The organism is Actinomadura sp. ATCC 39365, from assembly GCF_054392275.1.
In genome coordinates, this window is sequence record NZ_CP184335.1 from 6,024,919 (window position 1) to 6,045,548 (window position 20,630).

Annotated in this window: 20 protein-coding genes; 14 read left to right on the plus strand and 6 right to left on the minus strand. The window is 70.8% G+C overall.

Annotated elements, in window-relative coordinates; genetic code table 11:
* The first annotated feature begins 68 nt into the window (after window positions 1-68).
* From ACNF49_RS29395 to ACNF49_RS29420, 6 genes are all read left to right on the plus strand, one after another.
* Window positions 69-1,739 carry a protein kinase domain-containing protein gene (locus ACNF49_RS29395; RefSeq protein ID WP_482939490.1) on the plus strand — a complete coding sequence of 557 codons (1,671 nt, stop codon included), beginning with the start codon at window positions 69-71 and terminating at the stop codon, window positions 1,737-1,739.
* Window positions 1,740-1,816: 77 nt separating this feature from the next.
* Complete coding sequence (locus ACNF49_RS29400; RefSeq protein ID WP_482939491.1) at window positions 1,817-2,131, plus strand: MarR family winged helix-turn-helix transcriptional regulator; 315 nt, start codon at window positions 1,817-1,819, stop codon at window positions 2,129-2,131.
* 576 nt (window positions 2,132-2,707) lie between these two features.
* On the plus strand, window positions 2,708-2,938 hold the full coding sequence (locus ACNF49_RS29405) for a hypothetical protein (RefSeq protein ID WP_482939492.1): 231 nt from the start codon (window positions 2,708-2,710) through the stop codon (window positions 2,936-2,938).
* Window positions 2,939-3,066: 128 nt separating this feature from the next.
* Window positions 3,067-4,533: an MDR family MFS transporter gene (locus tag ACNF49_RS29410; RefSeq protein WP_482939493.1), complete on the plus strand. Its 1,467-nt coding sequence runs from the start codon at window positions 3,067-3,069 to the stop codon at window positions 4,531-4,533.
* A gap of 69 nt (window positions 4,534-4,602) precedes the next feature.
* Window positions 4,603-5,088: a hypothetical protein gene (locus tag ACNF49_RS29415; protein ID WP_482939494.1), complete on the plus strand. Its 486-nt coding sequence runs from the start codon at window positions 4,603-4,605 to the stop codon at window positions 5,086-5,088.
* A 120-nt stretch (window positions 5,089-5,208) separates the two neighbouring features.
* Window positions 5,209-6,462 (plus strand): SGNH/GDSL hydrolase family protein, encoded by a 1,254-nt coding sequence (locus ACNF49_RS29420; RefSeq protein ID WP_357987578.1) that lies wholly within the window; start codon window positions 5,209-5,211, stop codon window positions 6,460-6,462.
* 58 nt (window positions 6,463-6,520) lie between these two features.
* Here the strand turns inward: ACNF49_RS29420 and ACNF49_RS29425 are convergent, their stop codons facing one another.
* A complete protein-coding gene (locus tag ACNF49_RS29425) occupies window positions 6,521-7,417 on the minus strand; it encodes a LysR family transcriptional regulator (RefSeq protein ID WP_357987581.1) in 897 nt (298 codons plus the stop codon).
* Window positions 7,418-7,569: 152 nt separating this feature from the next.
* On the opposite strand from ACNF49_RS29425, the gene ACNF49_RS29430 reads away from it, so the two are divergent.
* Window positions 7,570-8,550 (plus strand): nitrilase family protein, encoded by a 981-nt coding sequence (locus ACNF49_RS29430; RefSeq protein WP_357987584.1) that lies wholly within the window; start codon window positions 7,570-7,572, stop codon window positions 8,548-8,550.
* 123 nt (window positions 8,551-8,673) lie between these two features.
* Here the strand turns inward: ACNF49_RS29430 and ACNF49_RS29435 are convergent, their stop codons facing one another.
* The 5 genes from ACNF49_RS29435 to ACNF49_RS29455 form a co-directional block, all read right to left on the minus strand.
* Window positions 8,674-9,282 (minus strand): TetR/AcrR family transcriptional regulator, encoded by a 609-nt coding sequence (locus ACNF49_RS29435; RefSeq protein WP_482939495.1) that lies wholly within the window; start codon window positions 9,280-9,282, stop codon window positions 8,674-8,676.
* Window positions 9,283-9,291: 9 nt separating this feature from the next.
* On the minus strand, window positions 9,292-9,654 hold the full coding sequence (locus ACNF49_RS29440; RefSeq protein WP_482939496.1) for an alpha/beta fold hydrolase: 363 nt from the start codon (window positions 9,652-9,654) through the stop codon (window positions 9,292-9,294).
* On the minus strand, window positions 9,639-10,226 hold the full coding sequence (locus ACNF49_RS29445; RefSeq protein WP_482939497.1) for an alpha/beta fold hydrolase: 588 nt from the start codon (window positions 10,224-10,226) through the stop codon (window positions 9,639-9,641). The genes ACNF49_RS29440 and ACNF49_RS29445 overlap by 16 nt, the downstream gene beginning before the upstream one ends.
* A gap of 159 nt (window positions 10,227-10,385) precedes the next feature.
* A complete protein-coding gene (locus ACNF49_RS29450) occupies window positions 10,386-11,228 on the minus strand; it encodes an acyl carrier protein (protein ID WP_482939498.1) in 843 nt (280 codons plus the stop codon).
* Window positions 11,229-11,406: 178 nt separating this feature from the next.
* On the minus strand, window positions 11,407-11,739 hold the full coding sequence (locus ACNF49_RS29455; protein ID WP_482939499.1) for an RNA polymerase sigma factor: 333 nt from the start codon (window positions 11,737-11,739) through the stop codon (window positions 11,407-11,409).
* Window positions 11,740-11,920: 181 nt separating this feature from the next.
* Here ACNF49_RS29455 and ACNF49_RS29460 point away from each other — a divergent pair, with 181 nt between their 5' ends.
* The 7 genes from ACNF49_RS29460 to ACNF49_RS29490 are packed head-to-tail and all read left to right on the plus strand — an operon-like array spanning window position 11,921 to window position 20,619.
* Window positions 11,921-12,460, plus strand: coding sequence for a hypothetical protein (locus tag ACNF49_RS29460; RefSeq protein ID WP_482939500.1), 540 nt, complete (start codon window positions 11,921-11,923; stop codon window positions 12,458-12,460).
* On the plus strand, window positions 12,460-16,041 hold the full coding sequence (locus ACNF49_RS29465) for a PKD domain-containing protein (protein WP_482939501.1): 3,582 nt from the start codon (window positions 12,460-12,462) through the stop codon (window positions 16,039-16,041). Before ACNF49_RS29460 ends, ACNF49_RS29465 begins: the two co-directional genes overlap by 1 nt.
* Window positions 16,034-16,261 (plus strand): hypothetical protein, encoded by a 228-nt coding sequence (locus ACNF49_RS29470; protein ID WP_357987605.1) that lies wholly within the window; start codon window positions 16,034-16,036, stop codon window positions 16,259-16,261. The genes ACNF49_RS29465 and ACNF49_RS29470 overlap by 8 nt, the downstream gene beginning before the upstream one ends.
* Window positions 16,262-16,314: 53 nt before the next feature.
* Window positions 16,315-17,754 (plus strand): hypothetical protein, encoded by a 1,440-nt coding sequence (locus ACNF49_RS29475; RefSeq protein ID WP_482939502.1) that lies wholly within the window; start codon window positions 16,315-16,317, stop codon window positions 17,752-17,754.
* A complete protein-coding gene (locus tag ACNF49_RS29480; protein WP_482939503.1) occupies window positions 17,751-18,704 on the plus strand; it encodes a polyprenyl synthetase family protein in 954 nt (317 codons plus the stop codon). The genes ACNF49_RS29475 and ACNF49_RS29480 overlap by 4 nt, the downstream gene beginning before the upstream one ends.
* The gene (locus tag ACNF49_RS29485; protein WP_482939504.1) at window positions 18,701-19,879 is read left to right on the plus strand and encodes an NAD(P)/FAD-dependent oxidoreductase; all 1,179 of its coding nucleotides are present in this window, start codon (window positions 18,701-18,703) and stop codon (window positions 19,877-19,879) included. Before ACNF49_RS29480 ends, ACNF49_RS29485 begins: the two co-directional genes overlap by 4 nt.
* 5 nt (window positions 19,880-19,884) lie before the next feature.
* Window positions 19,885-20,619 carry a polyprenyl synthetase family protein gene (locus ACNF49_RS29490; protein ID WP_482939505.1) on the plus strand — a complete coding sequence of 245 codons (735 nt, stop codon included), beginning with the start codon at window positions 19,885-19,887 and terminating at the stop codon, window positions 20,617-20,619.
* Window positions 20,620-20,630 lie beyond the last annotated feature (11 nt).

Below are 20,630 nucleotides of genomic sequence, written 5' to 3' on the forward strand. Positions count from 1 at the left end.
CTCCAACAAGCGCACCTTTTGGGATGATCAACACCAGCCGGCAAGGAACTCGACACGGAAGCGGTGCCATGGCCAACCCCCTGCGCGACGGCGACTCGCCCCACATGGGCCCCTATCGGCTGCACGCACGTCTCGGCGGGGGCGGGATGGGGCAGGTGTTCCTGGGCCGTTCCCCTGGCGGGCGCCTGGTGGCCGTCAAGGTGGTACGTCCCGAACTGGCCGACAACGCGGACTTCCGTCGCCGCTTCGCCTCCGAGGTGGAGGCCGCCCGTAAGGTCGGCGGGTTCTACACCGCCCAAGTCGTGGACGCCGACACCGACGCCGCCCAGCCGTGGCTGGCCACGGCCTACATCCCCGGCCCCTCCCTGCAACAGGCCATCGAAGAGCACGGGCCGCTCCCTCTGGAGTCGGCCGCGGTGCTGGGAGCCGGGCTGGCCGAAGGACTCGCCGCGGTGCACGCCTGCGAGATGGTGCACCGCGACCTCAAACCCGCCAACGTCATCCTCGCTGAGGACGGGCCCCGCCTGATCGACTTCGGCATCGCCCGTGCCCTGGACGCCACCAGCCACACCCAGACCTCCACCGTGCTGGGCACCGCCGCGTTCATGTCCCCCGAACAGGCCATGGCCCAGCAGGTCGGGCCGCCCTCGGACGTGTTCTCGCTCGGCTGCGTGCTCGCCTTCGCCGTGACCGGCCGCAGCCCCTTCGGAACGGGGCCCGTCCACGCGGTCGTCTTCCGCGTGGTGCACGCCGAGCCCGACCTGCACGGAGTGCCCGCCCCGCTGGCCGCCCTGGTGACGGCCTGCCTGGCCAAGGATCCCGCCGTCCGGCCCCGCCTGGAGCAGGTGCTGACGCAGCTCACCGCGCTCGCTTCGCCCGATCATGGGCGGTGGCTGCCTGAGGCGCTCACCCAGGTCATCGCCGAGCGCCGGACCCTGGCGCTGACCGCCCTGCACGACCCGGCCGCCGCGACCGGCGGCGGCCCCCGAACGACGGCGCCACCCTCGCCCACCCATGCGGATCCCCAGCCCTTGTTGGTCGACGAACGCCGCCAGATGCGCGGCCGCGACCCCCTGCTCCCTGCCACCGGCTACCGGATCGCCGCCCATGTGCTGCTGGCCCTCTTCGCCCTGGTCTCCGTGAGCATAGTGATCAACCAGTTCGATGTAGCCGACGATGCGGGACGGTGGTACGACGCGGAGACCTACGACGGCATCCGCGATTTCAACGAGATGGTCGGCCAGATCATGCTGGTGGCCCAGATCGTCGCCGGGCTGGGATTGACGGCGTGCTGGCTGCTCTGGTTCTCCCAGGTACGAGCCGTCGCCGAACGGCTCGCGCCCGGCCGGCTGCGCTACCGCCCCTCCATGGCCGTGTACGGCTGGTTCATCCCGATCGGCAACCTGTGGCTGCCCAAGCAGATCACCGACGACATCTGGCACGCCTCCAGCCCCCCTGGACGCAGCGGCACGACAGCCCCGGCCGGTCTCCTGCACACCTGGTGGGCCCTGTGGCTGGTCACCTTCCTGACCTGGCCCCTGTTCTGGATCGAGTGGACGACACTCCTCACCACCCACCACGAACCCCAGCCGGACGACACCGTCAGCCAGATGTACGAGTTCACCCCGAGCGCCTGGGCCTCCCTGGCCCTGCACGCGCTGGCCGTGCCGACGGCGATCGTCACCGCTCTGCTCGTGCGGCGGCTCGACGCCATGCAGGCGGCCAGACTCACCAGCTGACCACCGTGCGTGGCTGAACGCCACGTGTCGCCGTAGAATAGTTCATTCACCGAAGTAATGCCCGGGGTGTGAGGACCATGGCGGACATACGGATCGAGTGGCCGGATCCGGAGGGCCAGGAGATCGTGGAGCGGCTGTTCGCCGCGGATGCGGCTCTGCGGGCGCATTTCGAGCAGGTCACCGCTGCGGTCGGGCTCACCGTGCCGCAGGCTCACACGGTGATTCAGCTGCAGGAGCCTCAGCGCATGGGGACGATGGCCGGTCACCGGCACTGTGAGCCTTCCCATGTCACCGCGATCGCCGACTCGCTCGAAGCCGGCGGCCTCCTGCGCAGGGAGCCGGATCCGGCCGACCGCAGGGCCAAGCGGCTCGTCCTCACGGAGGCCGGGTAGGAGCTCAGGGGACGCCTGCTGAAGCTGCTGTTCGAGGGGGCGCCGATCATCTCGGTGCTTGACGCCGAGCAGCGGGCCGGTCTGCTCGCGATGCTCCGGACGGCCCAATCGGGCGACGGCCACCGGGCCTTGCGCCGGTTCCCGGCTGCGGGCCGTGACGGCTCCTGCCCGCCGGTTCCTTCATAGGCCTGGGGACTAGACAAGGCCGCGCCGCCGCTGACGGGCGATCACGACCAAGCGAGGGCCGCTCAAGCAGTGGCGGCCTTCCCGTCGCGGACCTGCCGTCCGAGCCGGCGGCCTCTTCCGCTCTGATCGCCATCCCGGTATTCACGTCCTGACCATCGACGCCCTCGCCATGGGCCTCACCCTTCCTGCCTCCGCCGCGCGGCGGCCCTGCGGGAGAAGGGCCACACCGTCGAGGTCGTCGACACCGCGGCCGAGGCTCGCGCCCTCGTCAACCGGCTGCTGCCCACCGGCAAGAGCATCCTCACCGCCGCCAGCGAGACACTGCGCCTGTCGGGGCTGGACGACGACATCAACGCGTCCGGCAGTTTCGACACCCTGCGTCCCGCGCTCATGCGCCTGCGCGAAGAAGGACGGATCGACGAGATGCGCGTCGTCGGCGCAGCCCCCGACCTCGACACGGCGCTGCGCCGTATCGAGACCTACGCCTACCCGCGTGAGGACTCCCGCGCCCGAGTGGCATACGGCGCCCCCGCCCTGCTCTCCAAGATCCTCATCATCGACAAGGAGATGTTCCCCTGCCGCGGCACCGTGGTCCTCATCCGCGAGCCCATCGGGTTCTGACCATCCTCCACCCGGGTGATGACCGTGTGACCGGCTTCGCCCAAAAACGGCGTGCTCACCACCTGCGTGCACCCGGCCTGGCCGGGTGACGGCAGACCTCGGCCGGTGGGCAGACAGGAGAGACACCCATGTTGCGACGGGTGACCTACAAGTGGCTGGTCGCCACCGCGTTCGTGTTCGGCCTGTTCATGGAGATCCTCGACATGACGGTGCTGAACACCGCGCTGCCCGCGCTCGGCCGCCACTTCGGCGCCGGGACCGAGACACTGCAGTGGCTGGTCACCGGTTACCTGGTCAGCATGGCGGTGTTCATCCCTGCCTCGGGGTGGGTCGCCGACCGGTTCGGCACCAAGCGCACGTTCCTGTTCGCGCTCGCGGTCTTCACCGCCGCCTCGGTCTGGAGCGGCCTCGCCGGCTCCCTCGGGGAACTGATCGTGGCCAGGGTCGTCCAGGGCGTCGGCGGTGGGCTGCTCACCCCGGTCGGCACCGCGATGCTGTTTCGAGCCTTCCCGCCGTCCGAGCGCGCCAAAGCCTCAGCGGTGCTGTCCATACCGACCACCCTCGCCCCGGCCCTCGCCCCGGTGCTCGGCGGGTGGATGGTCGACAACATCAGCTGGCGGTGGATCTTCTTCATCAAGGTCCCGATCGGCGTGCTCGGTCTCCTCTTCGCGATGGCGGCTCTTCGCGAGGAACGCGCCGACCACCCCGGTCGCTTCGACGTCGCCGGATTCCTGACCGGTGGCGGCGCGCTCGCGCTGCTGCTGCTCGGGCCCGACGGTGGCGCCCGAGAGGGGTGGACCGGCGCCGCCGTACTGGTGCCGCTGGGAGCCGGCCTCGCGCTGGCCGCCGCGTTCACCGCGATCGAGCTGACCCGCGCCGAACCGATGATCGATCTACGCCTGCTGAAGGACCGCCTGTTCCGGACCGGCAACCTGCTGATGCTCCCGGCCTCGGGGGCGCTGATGGGCGCGTTGTTCCTCGTGCCGTTGCTTCTGCAGTACCAGATGGGCGTCGACGCGACCGGCTCCGGCCTGGTCACGATGTTCCAGGCGCTGGGCATGATGGCGGCTCTCCCGCTGGCCGGACGGCTGTACCCGCGGCTCGGCCCTCGCCGCCTGCTCGCGACCGGATTCGCCGTCATCGCCGTCGCCCTGGCATCACTGGTCGTGGTCGGCCCCGGTACGAGCCTCTGGGCCGTGCGGCTGCCGCTGCTGGCCATGGGCGCGGGTATGGCGCTCACCATCATCTCGCTGCAGGCCGCCACCTTCGCCACGATCTCCCCGGAGGCGACGGCGCGGGCGTCATCGGTGTTCTCCACCACGCGTCAGGTCGCCAGCGCTGCCGGCGTCGCGGTGGCCGCCACGTTGCTCACCACGCGAACCGAGTCCAGGCTGGGCGATCTCGGCTCCCGTGCCGCCGAGCTCGCGGGCAGGCAGGAGGCGCTCGTCGCCGCCTACCATGACATCTTCCTCAGCACCGCCGCCCTCGCAGTGCTCGGATTCCTCATCTCCCTGCGCGTGCGTGACAGCGACGCCATCGCCGGCATGCGGCCGCCGCACGTGGCAACGGCCGCCCGCCAGGAGGGATCCACGTAGGCCCTCCGTGCTGGCGGAGGGTGTTGGTAGGCACACCAGGAGGTGCTCTGAAGCTGCCACCCTTGTGCCATGGTTCGTAGATCACTGATCGCATGCTGCTTAGCCATCTCGCTCGCCGGCTGCGCAGGTGACCCGGTGCCGGTGGAGTCGTCCGAGTCCGCTCAGCCGGAAGCCGCCGCCGTCCCGCAGACTCCACTGCAGCAGAGCACCATTCCCGGCACGCAACGGTTTCCCGCCACCGTCCTGCGACCCGGCGACTGCATCGAGCCCTTGCCCCAGACGTACATGGTGACCGTCGTCCCCTGCCACGTGCCGCACTCGGCTGAGTTCGCCACCACATATGTGCTCCCGGAGGGGCCGTATCCGGGTGCGGACATGACGCGGCTCATGGAGAACGGGTGTCTTCCCAGGATGCGCATCAAAAACTCGAAAAGGGATGAGATCGACACCGCGGGGCTTGCGCCGCTGCCGGAGGAATGGCCTCGAAACAGGACCGTGTACTGCCTGGCCGTACGCATGGACGGACAGAAGTCAACGGGACGGGTGATCGAGTAACCACCGCGCGCGCACCACCACGGAAACGCGTGGCCCGCGCAGATGTTGACGCTGCTGGTGCGGCATGTTGTGATCCACACATGCGTATTTCGTACTTATTTAGTATGAAATGAGGTGGTCATGAGGCTCCTCCAGAGTGCCGCCGCGGTCGTCATGCTCCTGGCGAGTGCTGCGGGCATCCAGGCTGTGCAGAGTGGACCGGCGCAGGCGGCTCTGCCCACCGCCGCCGTCGCGCTCGGCGACAGCTTCATCAGCGGGGAGGGCGCGGGGGACTACCAACCCGTCGTCGACGCCTCCGGCACGGCACAGGCCTTCCCCGGCTGGTCGGCGGCCAACAGCAACGCCTACTTCTGTCACCGGTCGGCGAACGCCTCGGTGTTCACGGCGCCGCTCCCGGGCATACAACAACGCTTCAACCTCGCCTGCTCCGGCGCCCAGCCCGCCGACATCGCCGCCCCCGCAAGCGCGCGGGACGAGGGCCGCGCCGTCGCCTCGCAACTCGATCAGCTGCGCGCCGTCGCACGGACGCACGACATCGACGTCGTCCTCGTCGGCCTCGGCTCCAACAACACCCAGTTCACCTTCGGCGACGTGGCCACGCTGTGCGCCAACCGCTTCATCGCCGACGCCTGGACGGGCTGGTGGGAGTTCTGGGCCTATCTGAAGGGCGAGGTGCCGCAGCGGCCCTGCACCGCCTCGGACCTGGCCACCGACACCGAGGTCGCCGCCGCCACCACCGAGACCACCGCGGCCCTGCGCCAGATCCTCGACACCCTCGACCAGATCGACGCCGACGGCACCCACCAGGTGATTCTGCAGACCTACACCAACCCGCTGCCGCCCGACGTCGCCCCGCAGTACTACGACGAGGACGGCCGCACCGACACCCGCGACAAGTTCCGCGCCCTCGGCGCCGAGCGCTACGCCGCCGGGTGCCCGATCCACCGTGCGAGCCTCGCCCCTGGGCACGTGTTCTCCCAGAACCTCGGCTCACTGGTCAAGAACGCCTATGCCACGCTGGCAGCCGAACGCCCGGCGGCCGACCTGCGCGTACTGGACGTGCAGCGGGCCTTCGACGGCGCCAGGCTCTGCGAGAACCCCGGCAGCCCGGCCGGTGCGCTCGCGACGCCCGTCCGGGTACAGGACGGGCCGTCCGGCACGTTCATCACAAGCCTGTCCGGCTGGGACAAGATCGGCATCCAGCGGGCGGCGAACACCTGCGTCACCTACTTCCAGACCTGTCAGGAGTCGTGGCACCCCAACGCCGCCGGCCACACGGTGCTCGGCCAGTGCCTGGCCGGCGCCCTCGCCGCGGCGCCCCGCACGACCGTCACGTGCGCCCGCAACCCGAACGGCACGCTCACCATCTCCTGACGTCTCCTCAGCGTCGCGTCCGGCTGTCTGGAGCCGGACGCGTCGCGGGGCAGCCGGCTCAGGAGCCGCCGGCTTCCAGATGACCGTGTTCTCGTACGAGGTCGAGGAAACCGGTCGTCAACGGGCGCGGCTGCCCGTCCTTCCACACCACGGCGATCTGCCATTCGGCCGCCGGATGGCGAATCGGCGTGATGGTGACCGAGGGCGGCGCGATGCGGCGGGCGCTGGCCGGCACGAAGGCGACTCCCGCGCCGGCCGCCACCAGCGCGAGCACGGTCTGCAGATCCTGCGCCTCCTGGACGACGGCAGGGCGGACCGTGACGGCCGTGCACAGGCGGTTGATCTGCCGTACCAGTCCAGGCCCTCTCTCCTGCGCCAACTGGAGAAAGTCGTGGCGGGCCACCCATTCGGCGAGATCCCCGATGTCGTGCGGAGGCTGGTCGTCATGGTCGGCACAGGCGAGGGCGAGGCGGTCGCCGGCCAGTGGCAGTCGTCCCCATCCGCGTTCGAGGGGCAGGCGGACGAAACCGACGTCGAGGTCGCCCGCGTTGATCCGGTCGAGCTGGGCCTGTGACGACATGTCATCCAAGGTGACGTGCGCGTCGGGATGGCGCCGCCGGAACGCGGCGACGATCCGAGGGGCCAGGTCGATGCTCGACAGCCCGAAGCCGACCGCCAGCCTCCCGATCTCGCCGGCGGCCATTCTCGCCATCCGCCGGGTGAGCGCGCCTGCTTGCCGCAGGAGGGCCTGCGCGTCCGGGAGCAGGGCAGTGCCCAGATCGGTCAGTACGGCGCCGTGCCGGCCACGATCGAACAGCCGGCCTCCCACCTGCGCTTCCAACGACTGGATCTGTTTCGTGAGCGTCGGCTGGGTGACGCTCAGCGTGCGCGCGGCGCGGCCGTAATGACCGTATTCGGCGACCGTGAGGAAGGCGCGAAGCAGAACCAGATCCATTCCGGAACTCTATCGAACAGCGAAAAAGATTCATTGGACGAATGGGATGCGTATACGGTCTCCTGGTGAACCACCCGAGTATCCGGAGGTTCGCGATGGCACGGAACGATGAAGCGGCCGAGACCCCTACGCCGACATTGCGGTGCGCGACCGTGCAGTTCGAGCATCGGCCCGATGACAAGGCGTACAACCTGGCCCAGGTCGAGCACTACGTGCGCGTGGCGAGCGCGGATGGCGTGCAGGTCGTCGCCTTCCCGGAAATGTGCCTGCTGGGGTACTGGCATCTCCGCCGCCATACCCCCGAGCGGCTGCGCGAACTCGCCGAGCCGTTGGGCGGTCCGTCCGTCACCGCCGTCCGCGCGCTGGCGGCCGAGCACGGCGTCGCGGTGGGGGTCGGCTTCCTGGAGAGCGACGCGGAAGGGCGGCTGTTCAACAGCTATGCCCTCTGCCTCCCGGACGGACGGGTCCATCGTCATCGCAAGCTGCACGCCTTCGAGCACCCGGCGATCAGCAGCGGCGACGCCTACACCGTCTTCGACACCCCCTGGGGCGTCCGTGTGGGCATCCTCATCTGCTGGGACAACAACCTGGTCGAGAACGTCCGCGCCACCGCGCTGATGGGCGCCTCGATCCTGGTGGCGCCGCACCAGACCGGCGGCACCGCCTCGCGCAGCCCGCACGGGATGCGCCCGATCCCCGTGGAGCTATGGCGGAACCGGCACAGCGCTCCGAAGGCGATCGAAGCCGAGCTGCGCGGCCCCAGCGGACGTCAGTGGCTGATGCGCTGGCTGCCCGCCCGGGCTCATGACAACGGGCTGTTCGTCCTGTTCAGCAACGGCATCGGTGAGGACGACGACGAGATCCGCACCGGCAACGCGATGATCATCGACCCCTACGGTCGCATCCTCGGCGAAACCTGGAAGGCCGGCGACGACATGGTGACCGCCGACCTCGACCTCACCTTGCTGCCACTCTCGACCGGCCGCCGATGGATCCAGGGACGACGCCCGGAACTCTACGGCATCCTCACCCACCGGTTCGGAGACGAACGTGAGCCTCGCGCCGCCCGGTTCGCCACCGACCCGGTGCCACTCCTCCGCACCCGCGGCGCCGAAGCGTCGGCAGAGGGCTGAGCCTTCCTCCGCGCTCTTGAACGTGAACTTGGTCGGCACGCCGACAAAGCGGGACATATGTGCGCCGCGTTCGGCCGAGGCGGTTTTGAACAGGTGCTCGACCAGGGCAGAGGCCCTGCTGGGTCAATCCGAGGCGGGCCTGAACAGCCGGTCCAGGTGGTATTCGATGATCTTGACGGCGGACTCGTGGCTGCGCTGCCCGCTCAGGACACTTTGGGTCAGACCGGTGGCGAGGGCCAGCAGGCCGGCGACCTCGGTACGCGGGTCGCGATCGGGGGCGATGTCCCCGGCCTGCTGTGCGGCGGTCAGCCGTACGGTGAGGAAGTTCTCCAACGCGTTGGGCAGGGTGACCCCGACCGCGGCGAGCACCGGGTCGGTGAGGGCGGCGGTGTAGTAGGCGGTCCAGGCCATGGAGTCCAGGCGGCTCTGCTCGTCGCAGGGCAGGGCCGCGTCGAGGACGGCGGCGAAGACGTCCCGTGCTGTCAGCTCGCCCGCGACGGCGGCGGCCCGCTGCCGGACCCGGCGGTCCATGCGGGCGCCCAGTTCGGTGAGGCCGGACTCGATCAGGGCCTGCTTGTTCGTGAAGTAGTACTGGACGACACGCAGGGAGACCCCGGCCTCGGCGGCGATCTCGCGCATCGACACCGCCTGCAGGCCGCGGGTGCTGGCGATGCGCAGCAGCGCCTCGGTCAACTGGCGCCGCCGCTCGTCGTGATCGACCTGCCGAGGCATGCCCGTTTCCTACCTTCTGTTGCTGTTGTGGTTCGGTGCCGCGGTCCCGGGACGCTCCTGGGCGGGAAAGCTGAGGATCCGCTCGGCGGCCAGCTCCGGAGCTTCGACGGGCAGCGAATGGCCGGTGCCGGGCACGATCTCCACGCGCCAGGACGGCGCGACGCCGGCCAGCCGCGCGGCGACCGCCCGCGCGTCGTGCAGCGCGCTGCGGGCGCCCAGCAGCACCTGCACGGGCACGGCCACCTCGCGGATCTGCTCGTCGGTGTAGGGGGAGGGGATGAGTACGTGCCGGCGAAAGGACCATCCGCCCGCCCGCCCCAGCCTGACCAGCCCGTCATCGCGCAGCAGCCCGTTGTTCACGACATCGGCCATGCGGTGCCGCAAGGGACGCGGAAGCATGGAGGCGACGGCGCCGGCGGCGGCCCACCGGACGAACCGCCCGGTGATCGGCGCGAAGCCCCCGGATCCAGCAGCGTCAGCGCGGCGACTCTGCCGCCCTCGCCGGGTCGCTGTTGCGCCGCGGCCCACACCGCGGTCCAGCCGCCGGCGGAGAAGCCCGCCACGTGTGCACGCTCGGCTCCGAAAGCGGCCAGGACGTCGGTGAGCCAGCCGCCGACCTCGGCACCGGTCGCCAGCGTCCGCCTCTGAACCGAGCGGCCCGGCTCGCCGAGCGGGTCGACGGCCAGGACCGGACGCGTGCGCGCCAGCGGCTCGATGTAGCGGTACCAGGCCAGCGCGTTCCCGCCCGCGCCGGCCACGAGGACCACGGGATCCCCCGCGGTGGGCCCGGCCCGGTGGACCCGCACACTGCCGGCGCGGGTCTGCACGTCGACGGCGTCCACCGGCACCGGCCACAACTCGCCGAGCAACCGGTCATAGACGGCGTAGTACTTGTCACGGGCAGAGTCGTTGGTGAAGGCGGACGGCCGGTCAGGGATGCGCATCGTACCCCCATCTCCCGTATGGATACAGTCGTATCCTAACGGCCGGCCGGGTGCCGTCGAGGTGGTTGAAAGGTGACAGACACGTTCCCGATCTGCCCGGCGCCAACCTCTCCGCCCGTGAGCACCAGGACGGCACGGAGCCCACGCCGAAGCGCGCTGTCAACTCCTTGGCAAACTCCTCGAGCTGGCATGGTTGCGTTGAGTCGCTATATAGCCGGCGATTTCTTCGACGGACTTGTCGAAAAGCGAGGAGATCGGCCAACCGCCGTCCGGAGCCACTCCCCATTGCGCCTGGATTTGACTGAACAGGACGAAGACGGCGAGCGAATCGTAGCCCTGGCCCGTCAGCCTTCCCTTGACGTCAATTTCACTCTCATCTATTTCGAGTTGCTCGCTCATGGCCTTCTTCAGCCATTGCAACTCCTCGTCGACGTCGGACACCTCGACGATACTCAGCAGATTCCAGTCGGGCTCGACCTCGTCGAGCACCGCGCGGGCGAACGCGGCGAAGCGGTCGAGCAGGTCGCGGACCTGGTGATCCTGCCGGTCGCACAAGGAGAGGTACTCCTTGACGTCCCGCCCCGCACGCAGGTCCGTCAGCGTCCTGCGAAGAAGGGTGCGAAACAGCGTGATGTTCTCTTCCGTACGGCGAGTCGGCTCCAGAATGGCTTGAGGCCCCTCCACGAAGACTGTTGCGCTCGCTCGCTTCACCGCGTTGATGTGCGGCTCGACACCCGCTATCTGTGCATCAAGCCTGACCACATCGGGACTGGCCTCCCGGAGCAGGCGCCACACGACCATCAGCTCATCGCGCGCCTGTACTCCGGCGTCGAGGAAGGCGCTGTAGGCGTCTCGTCTCGTTTGACGGCGCCACTGTGCTCGTTGGCTGACGCTTTGCACGTTGGCCTGCCGTCGGGCGGCCCATCCCGCAATCAGTGCTGCGCTTGTAGCACCTGTGGCTCCAATCGCGGTTCCGACCACAGCTATCCACGCGGGATCCATGACACCGATTATGCGGCAACAGTTGTTCTCCGCGGGGAAGCTGATCCTGCACGGTCGTCGCCACGACCGGCGTCCTGCTCGTGCGCCAAAGGCCGGGGAAACAGCCCTACGTCCTGCACCCCGACCCGGCGGCGCATCTGCGGATGGGTGAGCGAGCCGCCCAACTGCTGCTGGGCCCCTACCTGCGACCGGCACCGAACCTGTTCTGGCCCCCCTTGCGCGTCAGGAGAAGGTCGACTCCCTTGGGCGCCGGGTCGTCGGTCCAGCCCAGCCGTTCGATCACGTACGCCGAGGACCCGCCGGCCTCTGCCCGGTATCGCCGGAACTCGGCGCGCCGGTGCCGACCGATGAGCTTGGTGGCGATGCCGTACAGCCAAGGTCTGACGCCGCCTTTGGCGACGTCGAGGTCGAGGCGGCGGCCGATGTAGCTGCGGATCTCGTCGTAGTGGGCATCGAAGAGGGCGGAGAATCGCTCGGGATCGGCGACCGCTCCGTCGAGGAACGTGGTCATGCATGGCCTCTCCGTAGCGATGCTCGCCAGAGGCTCGCTCCTGCCACAGCTCCGTCTCCAGAGATCATCTCCTGCCCCTCCGGCCGCTCACGACGTCCTGAAACGGACGTTCCGCCTCGTTGACAGCCCCTTCGCTGCGTGAAATAACAAGGTCCGGCCTGCGGCCAAGCAGGGAGATCAGATGTCGAAGACGATCGATTCGTGGGCAGACCTGCAGCGTGCGGCGGCCGCGATCCTGCGCCGGATGAATGATCATCCGACCCTCGCGCGGGCGGCGGCGGCCAACCCGGTGCTCGCCATCGAGCGCCTCGGCTACACCATCACCCCGCATGCCCGCCCCGGCATCACGGACCGTCTGCGCCTCGGCCCCGAGGCGGCCGAGCTCCTGGCCAGGTTGCGGCGCGAGGTCGAGCGCCTGGCTCGCAGGCCGGTCGATCCGGACGACGGCGCCGACGTGCGCCGGGCGTTGCTGGAACTCGGCGTGACGGGGGAGAACGAGAAGATCGGCACCGAGCCGCCACGCTGGCGTCCCGGAGGGGCCGGCGCGGATCGCCTGGAGGCCCTGCGGGACCGCCACGAGGTGATGCGGCCCCTGCTGGAGTACCGCCGGTTGTCGGGCAGGCGACCGGCACTGGCGCCCGAGGCCGTCTTCGAGGCGGTGCTGTCGGGCGAGCGGGTTCCTGCGGTGACCGCGGTCAAGGGGCGTTTGCAGGAGGGGTGATGGCCGACACGCACGGCTTTGAGGTTGTTGTGGAGGCCGGCGCCGCCGTACTGCGCAAGGCTCTGATCGGGGCGTGGAAGTCGGCCGAGTGCGGCGGCACCGCGACCGGCGACGGCCGGATCCCGCAGTACCTGCCGATCCCGCCGGGAGTCGCGATCGGGACGTACGTGACCGCGGGCGGACAGGTCGAGCTCCCACGCGACCAGCTTGACGCGACGACGGAACCGGCCGTGGACGGGGCGCGACTCACGCTGGGACTGATCATCCAGGTGCTCGTGGCCGATCCGCCGGTGCCGTCCGCGGGGCTGCTCGACCTGACCGCGGCCGCCCGGGTCGAGGCGCCGATCGGGGTGCTCCCGGGCTCGAAGAACGTGGGGATCAGATTCGACGCGCTAGCCCGGGAACGCGTGAGCGCCACGGTGACCGGCGGCGACCCGATCGAGGGCAAGCTGCTGACCGTACTGCAGGAGTACGTGCACTTCGCCTACGAGAACGGCGGACCCGACGGAACGGTCCATCCGGGCATTCCCGCCCTTCCGTGGACGCAGGATGAAACCGATCAGGCGCTCTCGTTCGGCATCGGCGGCTACACCGTCGACACGCATCTGGAGATCTACGACGACCAGAAGGACGCGGCGCGCGCCATCACGGTCAGCCGCCCCGACCCGGCGACCGTGCTGTTCAGCCTCCCGGTCTACCTGCGCGTCTTCAACATCAGGCGCAGCGGCGCGGCCCCGCCGCTGGCCACCCCGATGGGCGTCGAGACCCGCCTGGAGATCCGGGTCCCGCTGGAGCGCCCGCCCGGCTCCTGCACCCTCCGCTTCGACACCGCCACGTGCACGGCCGGCGTCATCATCCCGACGCCCAGGTTCGGCATCGAGGGCGCCAACTACACGGCCAACAACGCGACGCTGTTCAACCTGCTGGAAGGCGCGCTGCGCACCCAGCTCGGCCAGCGGGGCACCGCGCTGGTGCGGGCGTTCGGCGCGCGGTCGATCGCCGCGCCCACGGTGGCCGACCTGGAGCGCACGCTCGGCGACCTGATCCACGCCGACCTGGCCGCCCGCCGCTTCGTCGGCCTCTGGACCCCCGAAGCGAGCGGTGAGGTGTTCGATGCCCGCGACGTGGCCACCAGGGTGCCGGCCGACTACCTGGTGATCGCGATCAACTCCGCCCCCGGCGCGGACATCGCCGCGATGCCCGCCTTCATCCCCGACGGCATGGAGTTCGCCGTCGCGCTGACCGGCTCGCTCGTCCGGCAGAACATCGACAAGGCCCGCCGGGACAACGGCTGGGCCGACTCCGACCTGCCGCGCCGGGTCGACCAGGACGGCACCGCGGCCGACGTCAGAAGCCTGGACATCGACCTGGTCGACGGCGCGATCCGGATGACCGGCGAGCTGACCGTCATCGACGCCATCCTGGGCAGCATCGACGTGGACGCCGACTTCCGCGCCGACGTCGGCCTCCACTGGAATCCGGACGGCGCGCTCAACCCCGACGGCGTGCAGCAGATGGACAACCACCTGATCGGCGACCCCGACGTCGATCCGGAGGAGTCGGTGGCCTTCTGGATCATCGCGGTCATCCTGGCGATCATCACCTGGGGCGCGGGCAGCATCCTCATCGCGATCGTCATCATCGTGGCCGCCGCGATCATCACCGCCATCGCCTCCGGCATCGGCAGCTCGATGGCGATCGACCCGATCACCGGAGCGGTCACGGGGATCACCGGCTGGCCGCCGGAGCTGGCCCGGATCGGCCGGGTGCGGGCGATCTTCCATGATCCGATCGTCATCGCCGCCGACGGCCTGGTCATCGCCGGCACCATGGACGTGCTCTCCTCCTGCGAGCAGACGCAGGTGCTGGCCGCGCGCAGCGGGGGCCCCTACTTCGGCACGGCACAGTCCGCCCTGACCCTGGCGGCGGCCAGCACCACCCCTGTCGCCGCCTACACCTGGAACCCGGGCGACGGCACCCCACCAGCCGCGACCCGCGACCTGTCCCACGTCTACCCGGCCAGCGGCGTCTACCTCGCCGCGCACACACTGGCCATCACCGAACCGGGCGGCGCGGCCAGCGCCCACTACACGCTGGTCCATGTGGCGAACGTGCCCCCGGTGGCCGACGCCGGGCCGGACATCACCCTCGACGAGGGCCGGCAGGTCACGCTGGTCGGCCACTTCTCCGACGTCGAACCGGCCGACACCCACACCACCCTCTGGAACTTCGGCGACGACCAGCCAACCGAGACCGGCACGATCTCCGGGACCTCCACGACCGTCACCCACGCCTGGTGCGACAACGGCGTCTACACCGTCACGCTCCAGGTGCGCGACCAGAACGGCGGCATGGACACCGACACGCGCACGGTCACCGTCCGCAACGTGCCGCCGGTCGTGGTCGCCGGTCCGGCCCTGTTCGCCTACCCGTGCAGCGTCATCACGCTCTCGGCCGCCTTCACCGATCAGGGCTGGTGCGACACACATGCCGCGACCTGGGAGTTCGGTGACTGCACCGCTGCGATCCCGGCCACGGTCACCGAGACCCACGAGCCGCCCGCCGGCCGGGGCACCGCCGTCGCTTCGCACGTCTACCGGCGCTGCGGCACCTACCTGGCGCGCTGCGTGGTGACCGACGACGACGGCGGCGTCGCCGAGGACACGCTCGTGGTGCAGGTCACCGACGTGGTCAACGGCCACTTCGAGGGCGGCTTCGCCCGCCGCAGGAGCGGCGAGGTGGCCAACGGGTGGGAGCCGTACCGCACCGGCACGCACCTGGCCACCGGCTTCGTCGTCCACTCCGGACGCCGCGCTCAGGGCATCCGCGCCGAGCGCGGACGGGCCGGGATCCACCAGCGGGTGGGCGCCAACCCGGGCTGGGCCTACCAGCTCACCGCCTGGTACGACCTGGAGGAGTCGCGCCCCGCCGCAGCGCGTCTCGGCGTCGACCCGACCGGCGGCACCGACCCCGACCACCCGGCCGTCAGTTGGTCCGAAGGCGTCGTGGCCGACCGCTGGACGCCGCTGACCGTCCGGGTCACCGCCGCCGCCCGAGCGATCACGGTCTTCCTGGAGACCCGCGACGGCATCGCCTGGTTCGACGACGTCGAGCTGCTGGCCGTCCAGCCGTTCTGTCCCGAAGCGGCCGAGCCGCCCGAGCCGCGCGAGGTCTGCCTGGACTTCAGCCACCGCGGGCGCGACGAGAGCTTCCCGGCCACCTGGACGGAGTCCGGGTTCCGGCTGTCGGCCCCCGACGGCGCCGGCCGGCACATCACCGGGTTCGCGGCCGGCACCGCGCTCTTCCTCGGCCCCGGGCTGGCCGCCTGGCCCGCCGTACCGGCCATACGAGTGACCGTCACGCTCGCCCACCAGGGCGGACGGGACATCACGCTGACCGCCCGCGGACCCGGCGGCGCCGTCCTGGACAGCGCCCAGGTGACGGCCGCTCACCCCGCCGCCCCGGTCACCGTCACGCTCACCGGGCCCGGGATCGCCGTCGTGGAGATCGAGGGCGAGGCGGCCGAGGGCGTGCTGATCCGGGTGTGCGCGCTGATCCCAGCGGAGGGACGCGATGGCTGATCCGTACTCGCTGGCCGAGGTCCGGACCGTGCTCGCCGAGCATCGCCAGGAACTGCTGGCCCGCTTCTCCGGCCACGGCATCGGCATCGGCCGGCCCGACCCGGAAGGGCCGTACGTCATCACGGTCTACGTCAGCGAGCCCGTGCCCGCGCGGCCCGCCGCCGTCGAGGGCGTCCCCGTGCGCCTTCAACCGGCAGGACCATTCGACGCTCACAGATGAGGAGGCCAGCCGTGACCATGCCAGGTGATGACCGATACCTCAGGGGGCGGGCCTTGGCCCGCGCGGCTCGGGAGGGCCCGCTGGCCGGCCTGCTGGCCGATCAGAACATCGCGGGCTTCGCCTACGGCAGGCGGATCGTCGACGGCGGCCGTACCGACGAGCCCGCCGTCGTCGTCTACGTGCTGCGCAAGGTGCCCGAGCAGTTCCTGCCCACCTCGCGCCTGTTACCCAGGAGGTTGTACTTCGGCCGCGACGCCATCGAGGTGGACGTGGTCGAGACCGGACCGTTCTACGCGCAGTCGTTCACCGCCAGGGAACGGCCGGCGCCCAACGGAGTCAGCATCGGCCACTTCAACGTCACCGCCGGGACGCTCGGCTCGCTGGTCATCGACAACACCGATCGCACGGTCAACATCCTCAGCAACAACCACGTGCTGGCCGACGGCAACAACGCCATGATCGGCGACGCGATCGTGCAGCCCGGCGTCTTCGACGGCGGCACCACCGCCGGCGACACCATCGCCACGCTCAAGCGCTTCGTGACACTGAACGCCAACGGCAACACCGCGGACGCGGCCATCGCCCAGCCGCGCGATCCGAACGACGTGGAGGACCGGGTCAAGAACGACCTCATCCCGGTCGCCACCCCGGACCATCCGGCGATCGGGCTGCTGTTCGCCGGGACGTGTAATCGTACCCTGATCAACCCCATCGACCAGGTGCTGACCCAGCTCAACGTCGAGTTCCTGGGCGGCGCCGCGGTGACCGCCGGAGTGGACATCGGGACGAACGTGGAGAAGGTGGGCCGGACCACGGAGTACACCACCTCGACTGTGACCGAGATCGACGTCACCGCGCTCGTCCAGTACGCCTCGAACGTGATCCGGAGCTTCGACGGGCAGATCGCCACCGCCTACATGTCCGAGGGCGGGGACTCGGGCTCGGTGGTCTATCGGGGCGGCGAGGGCGGCAACGAGGACGCCTGCGGCTGCGGGTCGGCCGCCGCCGCGAGCCGGGTGCTGCAACGCGACCTCAAGCTGGACCAGTCGGTGGAGCGCGAGTTCCGCCAGCGGCACCTGCAGCAGACCCGGGTCGGCCGCTACCTCGTGGACACCTATTTCGCCAACGAGTCGCGCATCCTGGAGCGCAACCGCCGCACCGAGCTCGACGAGGCGACCGTGCGCACACTGCAGGGCTTGTACGACAAGTACGCCGAAACCGCCCGAGCGGTGGCGCTACAGCCGCTGCGCTCGGAGGCGACGGTGACCGACGAGCACCTGGAGGAGGCGCGGGAAGTGCTGGCCCGCATGCGCGAGCACCTCAGGGCCGACGAAGCCGAGGTGGCCGAGGAGGCCCTGGGCATCGCGCGGGACTTCGTGGGCCGCACCGCCGCCGAGATCCTGCGCGCCCTGGACGAGACCGAGCTGCTACGCCGCGTCCGGTCGATGGTGGACCGGGTGGAGTTCCTGACACAGCCGGACAACGGCCGGTGACCGACGGCCAGTGGCTGGTGAGCGCCCGTACCGAACGGACGCTCGCCGGCCTGGACCGGCGGATCGAGGCCGCCGTCGCCTCCGCCGACGTGGGCCTGCGTACCATGGCCGTCACCCTGGCGCGCAGGGGCGGCAAACGCCTGCGTCCGGCCCTGCTGCTGCTGTCCGCCGAGTTCGGCGCGTTCCGCGCCGAACCGTTGCTCGACGCGGCGGCGGCGCTGGAGATGTTCCATCTGGCCTCGCTGTACCACGACGACGTCATGGACCGGGCTCCGACCCGGCGCCACGGCCCGAGCGTCAACGCCTTGTGGGGCGAGCCCGCCGCCGTCGTGGCCGGCACGTTCCTGGTCTCCCAGGCCACCCGGTTGCTGGCCGGCCTGCCCGACGCGTGCGGCCGCGCGGCGGCCGGGGCGATGGTACGGCTGTGCTCGGGGCAGCTTCTGGAGACGGAGAGCGCGTTCGACACCGGGCTCACCGAGGGCGCCCATCTGGACATCCTGCGCCGGAAGACGGCCACGTTGTTCGAGCTGCCCTGCCGCCTGGGCGCCCTTCTGGCCGAGGTGCCCGAGGAGCAGGCCGAGGCGCTGGCCGGCTACGGCGCAGAGCTCGGGCTGGCCTTCCAGCTCGCGGACGACGCCCTCGACCTGCGCGGCAGCGCGGCGTCGATGGGAAAACAGCCCTTGAACGACCTCAGGGAGGGGGTCTACACCTTGCCGGTGCTCCGCTTGCTGGGACGGGACGAACGGTTGCGTACGCTCCTGGCGGAGATCGAGCCCGATCCGGCGCAGGTGGCCGGGCGCGTGCTGGCGTCGGGAGTGGTGGAAGAGGTCCTGGAGGAGGCGGGCACGCTGGCCCGGGACGCCCGCGACCGGCTCGGCGCGCTGCCCGGCAACGCCGCCCGCGACTCCCTCGCCCTGCTGGCCTCCTACGCGGTGGCGAGGGCGGCATGAGCTTTGACGCGGTGGTCGTGGGAGCGGGGCCGGCAGGGTCGGCCGCCGCCTACCACCTGGCTCGGCGGGGAAGGAGCGTGTTGCTGGTCGAGCGGCGCGCCTTTCCCCGGGACAAGTGCTGCGGCGACGGTCTGACGCGTGGTGCGGTGCGGCAGCTGGCGGAGATGGGCGTGCTGCCTGACCTCGCCGACGCGCAGCGGGTGGGCGGTGTGCGCGTGCACATGCGCGGCAAGGGCGCCCGCGACTTCCCCTATTCCGGTTTCGGTCTGGTGCTGCCCCGGTTCGACCTCGACGCCCGGCTGTGCGCCCGCGCCGTGGAGGCGGGCGCCACGCTCTGGACCGCGCAGGTGAGCGGGCCGATCGGCGGGCCCTCCGGGGTGCGCGGCATCGAGATGATCCGGGACGGCCGGCGGACGCGCGTGGAGGCACCGGTAGTGGTGGCCGCCGACGGCGCCGCCTCCCGGCTGGCCAGGCAGACCGGCCTTCGCCCACCCGGACGGGAGTGGACCGGATTCGCGGCCCGTGCCTACTACGCCGGGATCAAGGGGACGGACGACCTGCTGCAGATCGTCCTTCCCCTCACCGACGTCACGGACAAGCACCTGCTGCCGTCCTACGGCTGGATCTTCCCGCTCGGCCAGGGGCGTGCGAACGTGGGCGTCGGCCTGTTCGGTCCCATGAACCCCGAGGGACTGCGCGGCATGTTCGACCGTTTCGTCGCCGACCTCGCCGAGCTGGACCCGGGGTTCGCGACCGCGACCAGGGAAGGCCCGATGAGCGGCGCCCCCTCCGCCTCGACTTCGAGCCGGAGCGCTGCGGCGTTCCCGGACTGCTGCTGGCCGGCGACGCCGCCGGGCTCATCAGCCCGTTCACCGGAGAAGGCATCAGCTACGCCCTCGAATCCGGCGCGCTGGCGGCCGCCCACATCGACGCCACCCTGCCCGGCCCGATCCTCCCCGGCCCCTACGCCCGGCGGCTGGCCGCCCGCTACGGCGGCTACTTCGAGGCCGGACGCCACTCGGTACGCCGCTACCAGCTCGCCTGGCGGGTCCTGGACGCCACCTTCGACGACGATCGCCCGCTGTTCACGCTCTGCCGCCGTCTGGCGCTCTTTCCCGACGGCGCCCGGACCGAGCTCGTCCTTCCCCCGCTCCCACCCCCGGACCCCGAGCTGAGCCGCATGCTCCGCCGCGACCTCCTGGCCGTCGCGGAGCTGCTCGCCGACTGCGTGCGCGCGGACTGGCCGATGTTCGTACGGCTCAGCGGCGTCACCGACGACCTGTCGGCCCAGACGGTCCGGCCGTCCGTGCTCCTGCTCCTTGCCTCCTACCTGGGCGGCGGGGAACGCCATCCGCTCATCCACGCCCTGGCCGCCGCGGCCGACCTCGGCCTGCTGGCGGCGTTGGCCACGGACGGCACTCGGGAGGAGCGCTCCTCGTCCGGCCTTCCGTGGGGCAACAGGTTCTCGGTGCTGGTGGCCGACTTCTTCCTCGCCCGCGCCTTCGACTTCGCGGCCAAGGCCGGCGGCGCCGTCACCGCCGACTTCTCGCGGGCGCTGGCGGCCGCTTGCCAGGCCCGGGCCCGCGAACTGCGTGCCGGAGAGCTCGGCCTGCCCGAGTACGCCGAGATGCTGGAGGGGAAGCTGGCGATCGCCTTCGAACTGCCCTGCCGCCTGGGGGCCCGCCTGTCGGGGGCGCCCCCGGCCACCGTCACCGCCCTCGCCGCCTACGGACGGCACCTGGGCGTCAGCTTCGCCCTCATCGACGACCTGCGCGACGGCCCCGGGGACGCGGACCCGGCCGAGCTCCGCGCACTGGCCGCCGAACACGCCGGCCTGGCCCACGCCGCGTTGTCCGTCCTCCCTGCCGGTCCCGTCGTCGACCTGCTCTCTGCGCTCTCCGGATCAGTCGTCTGACGTCCCGACCG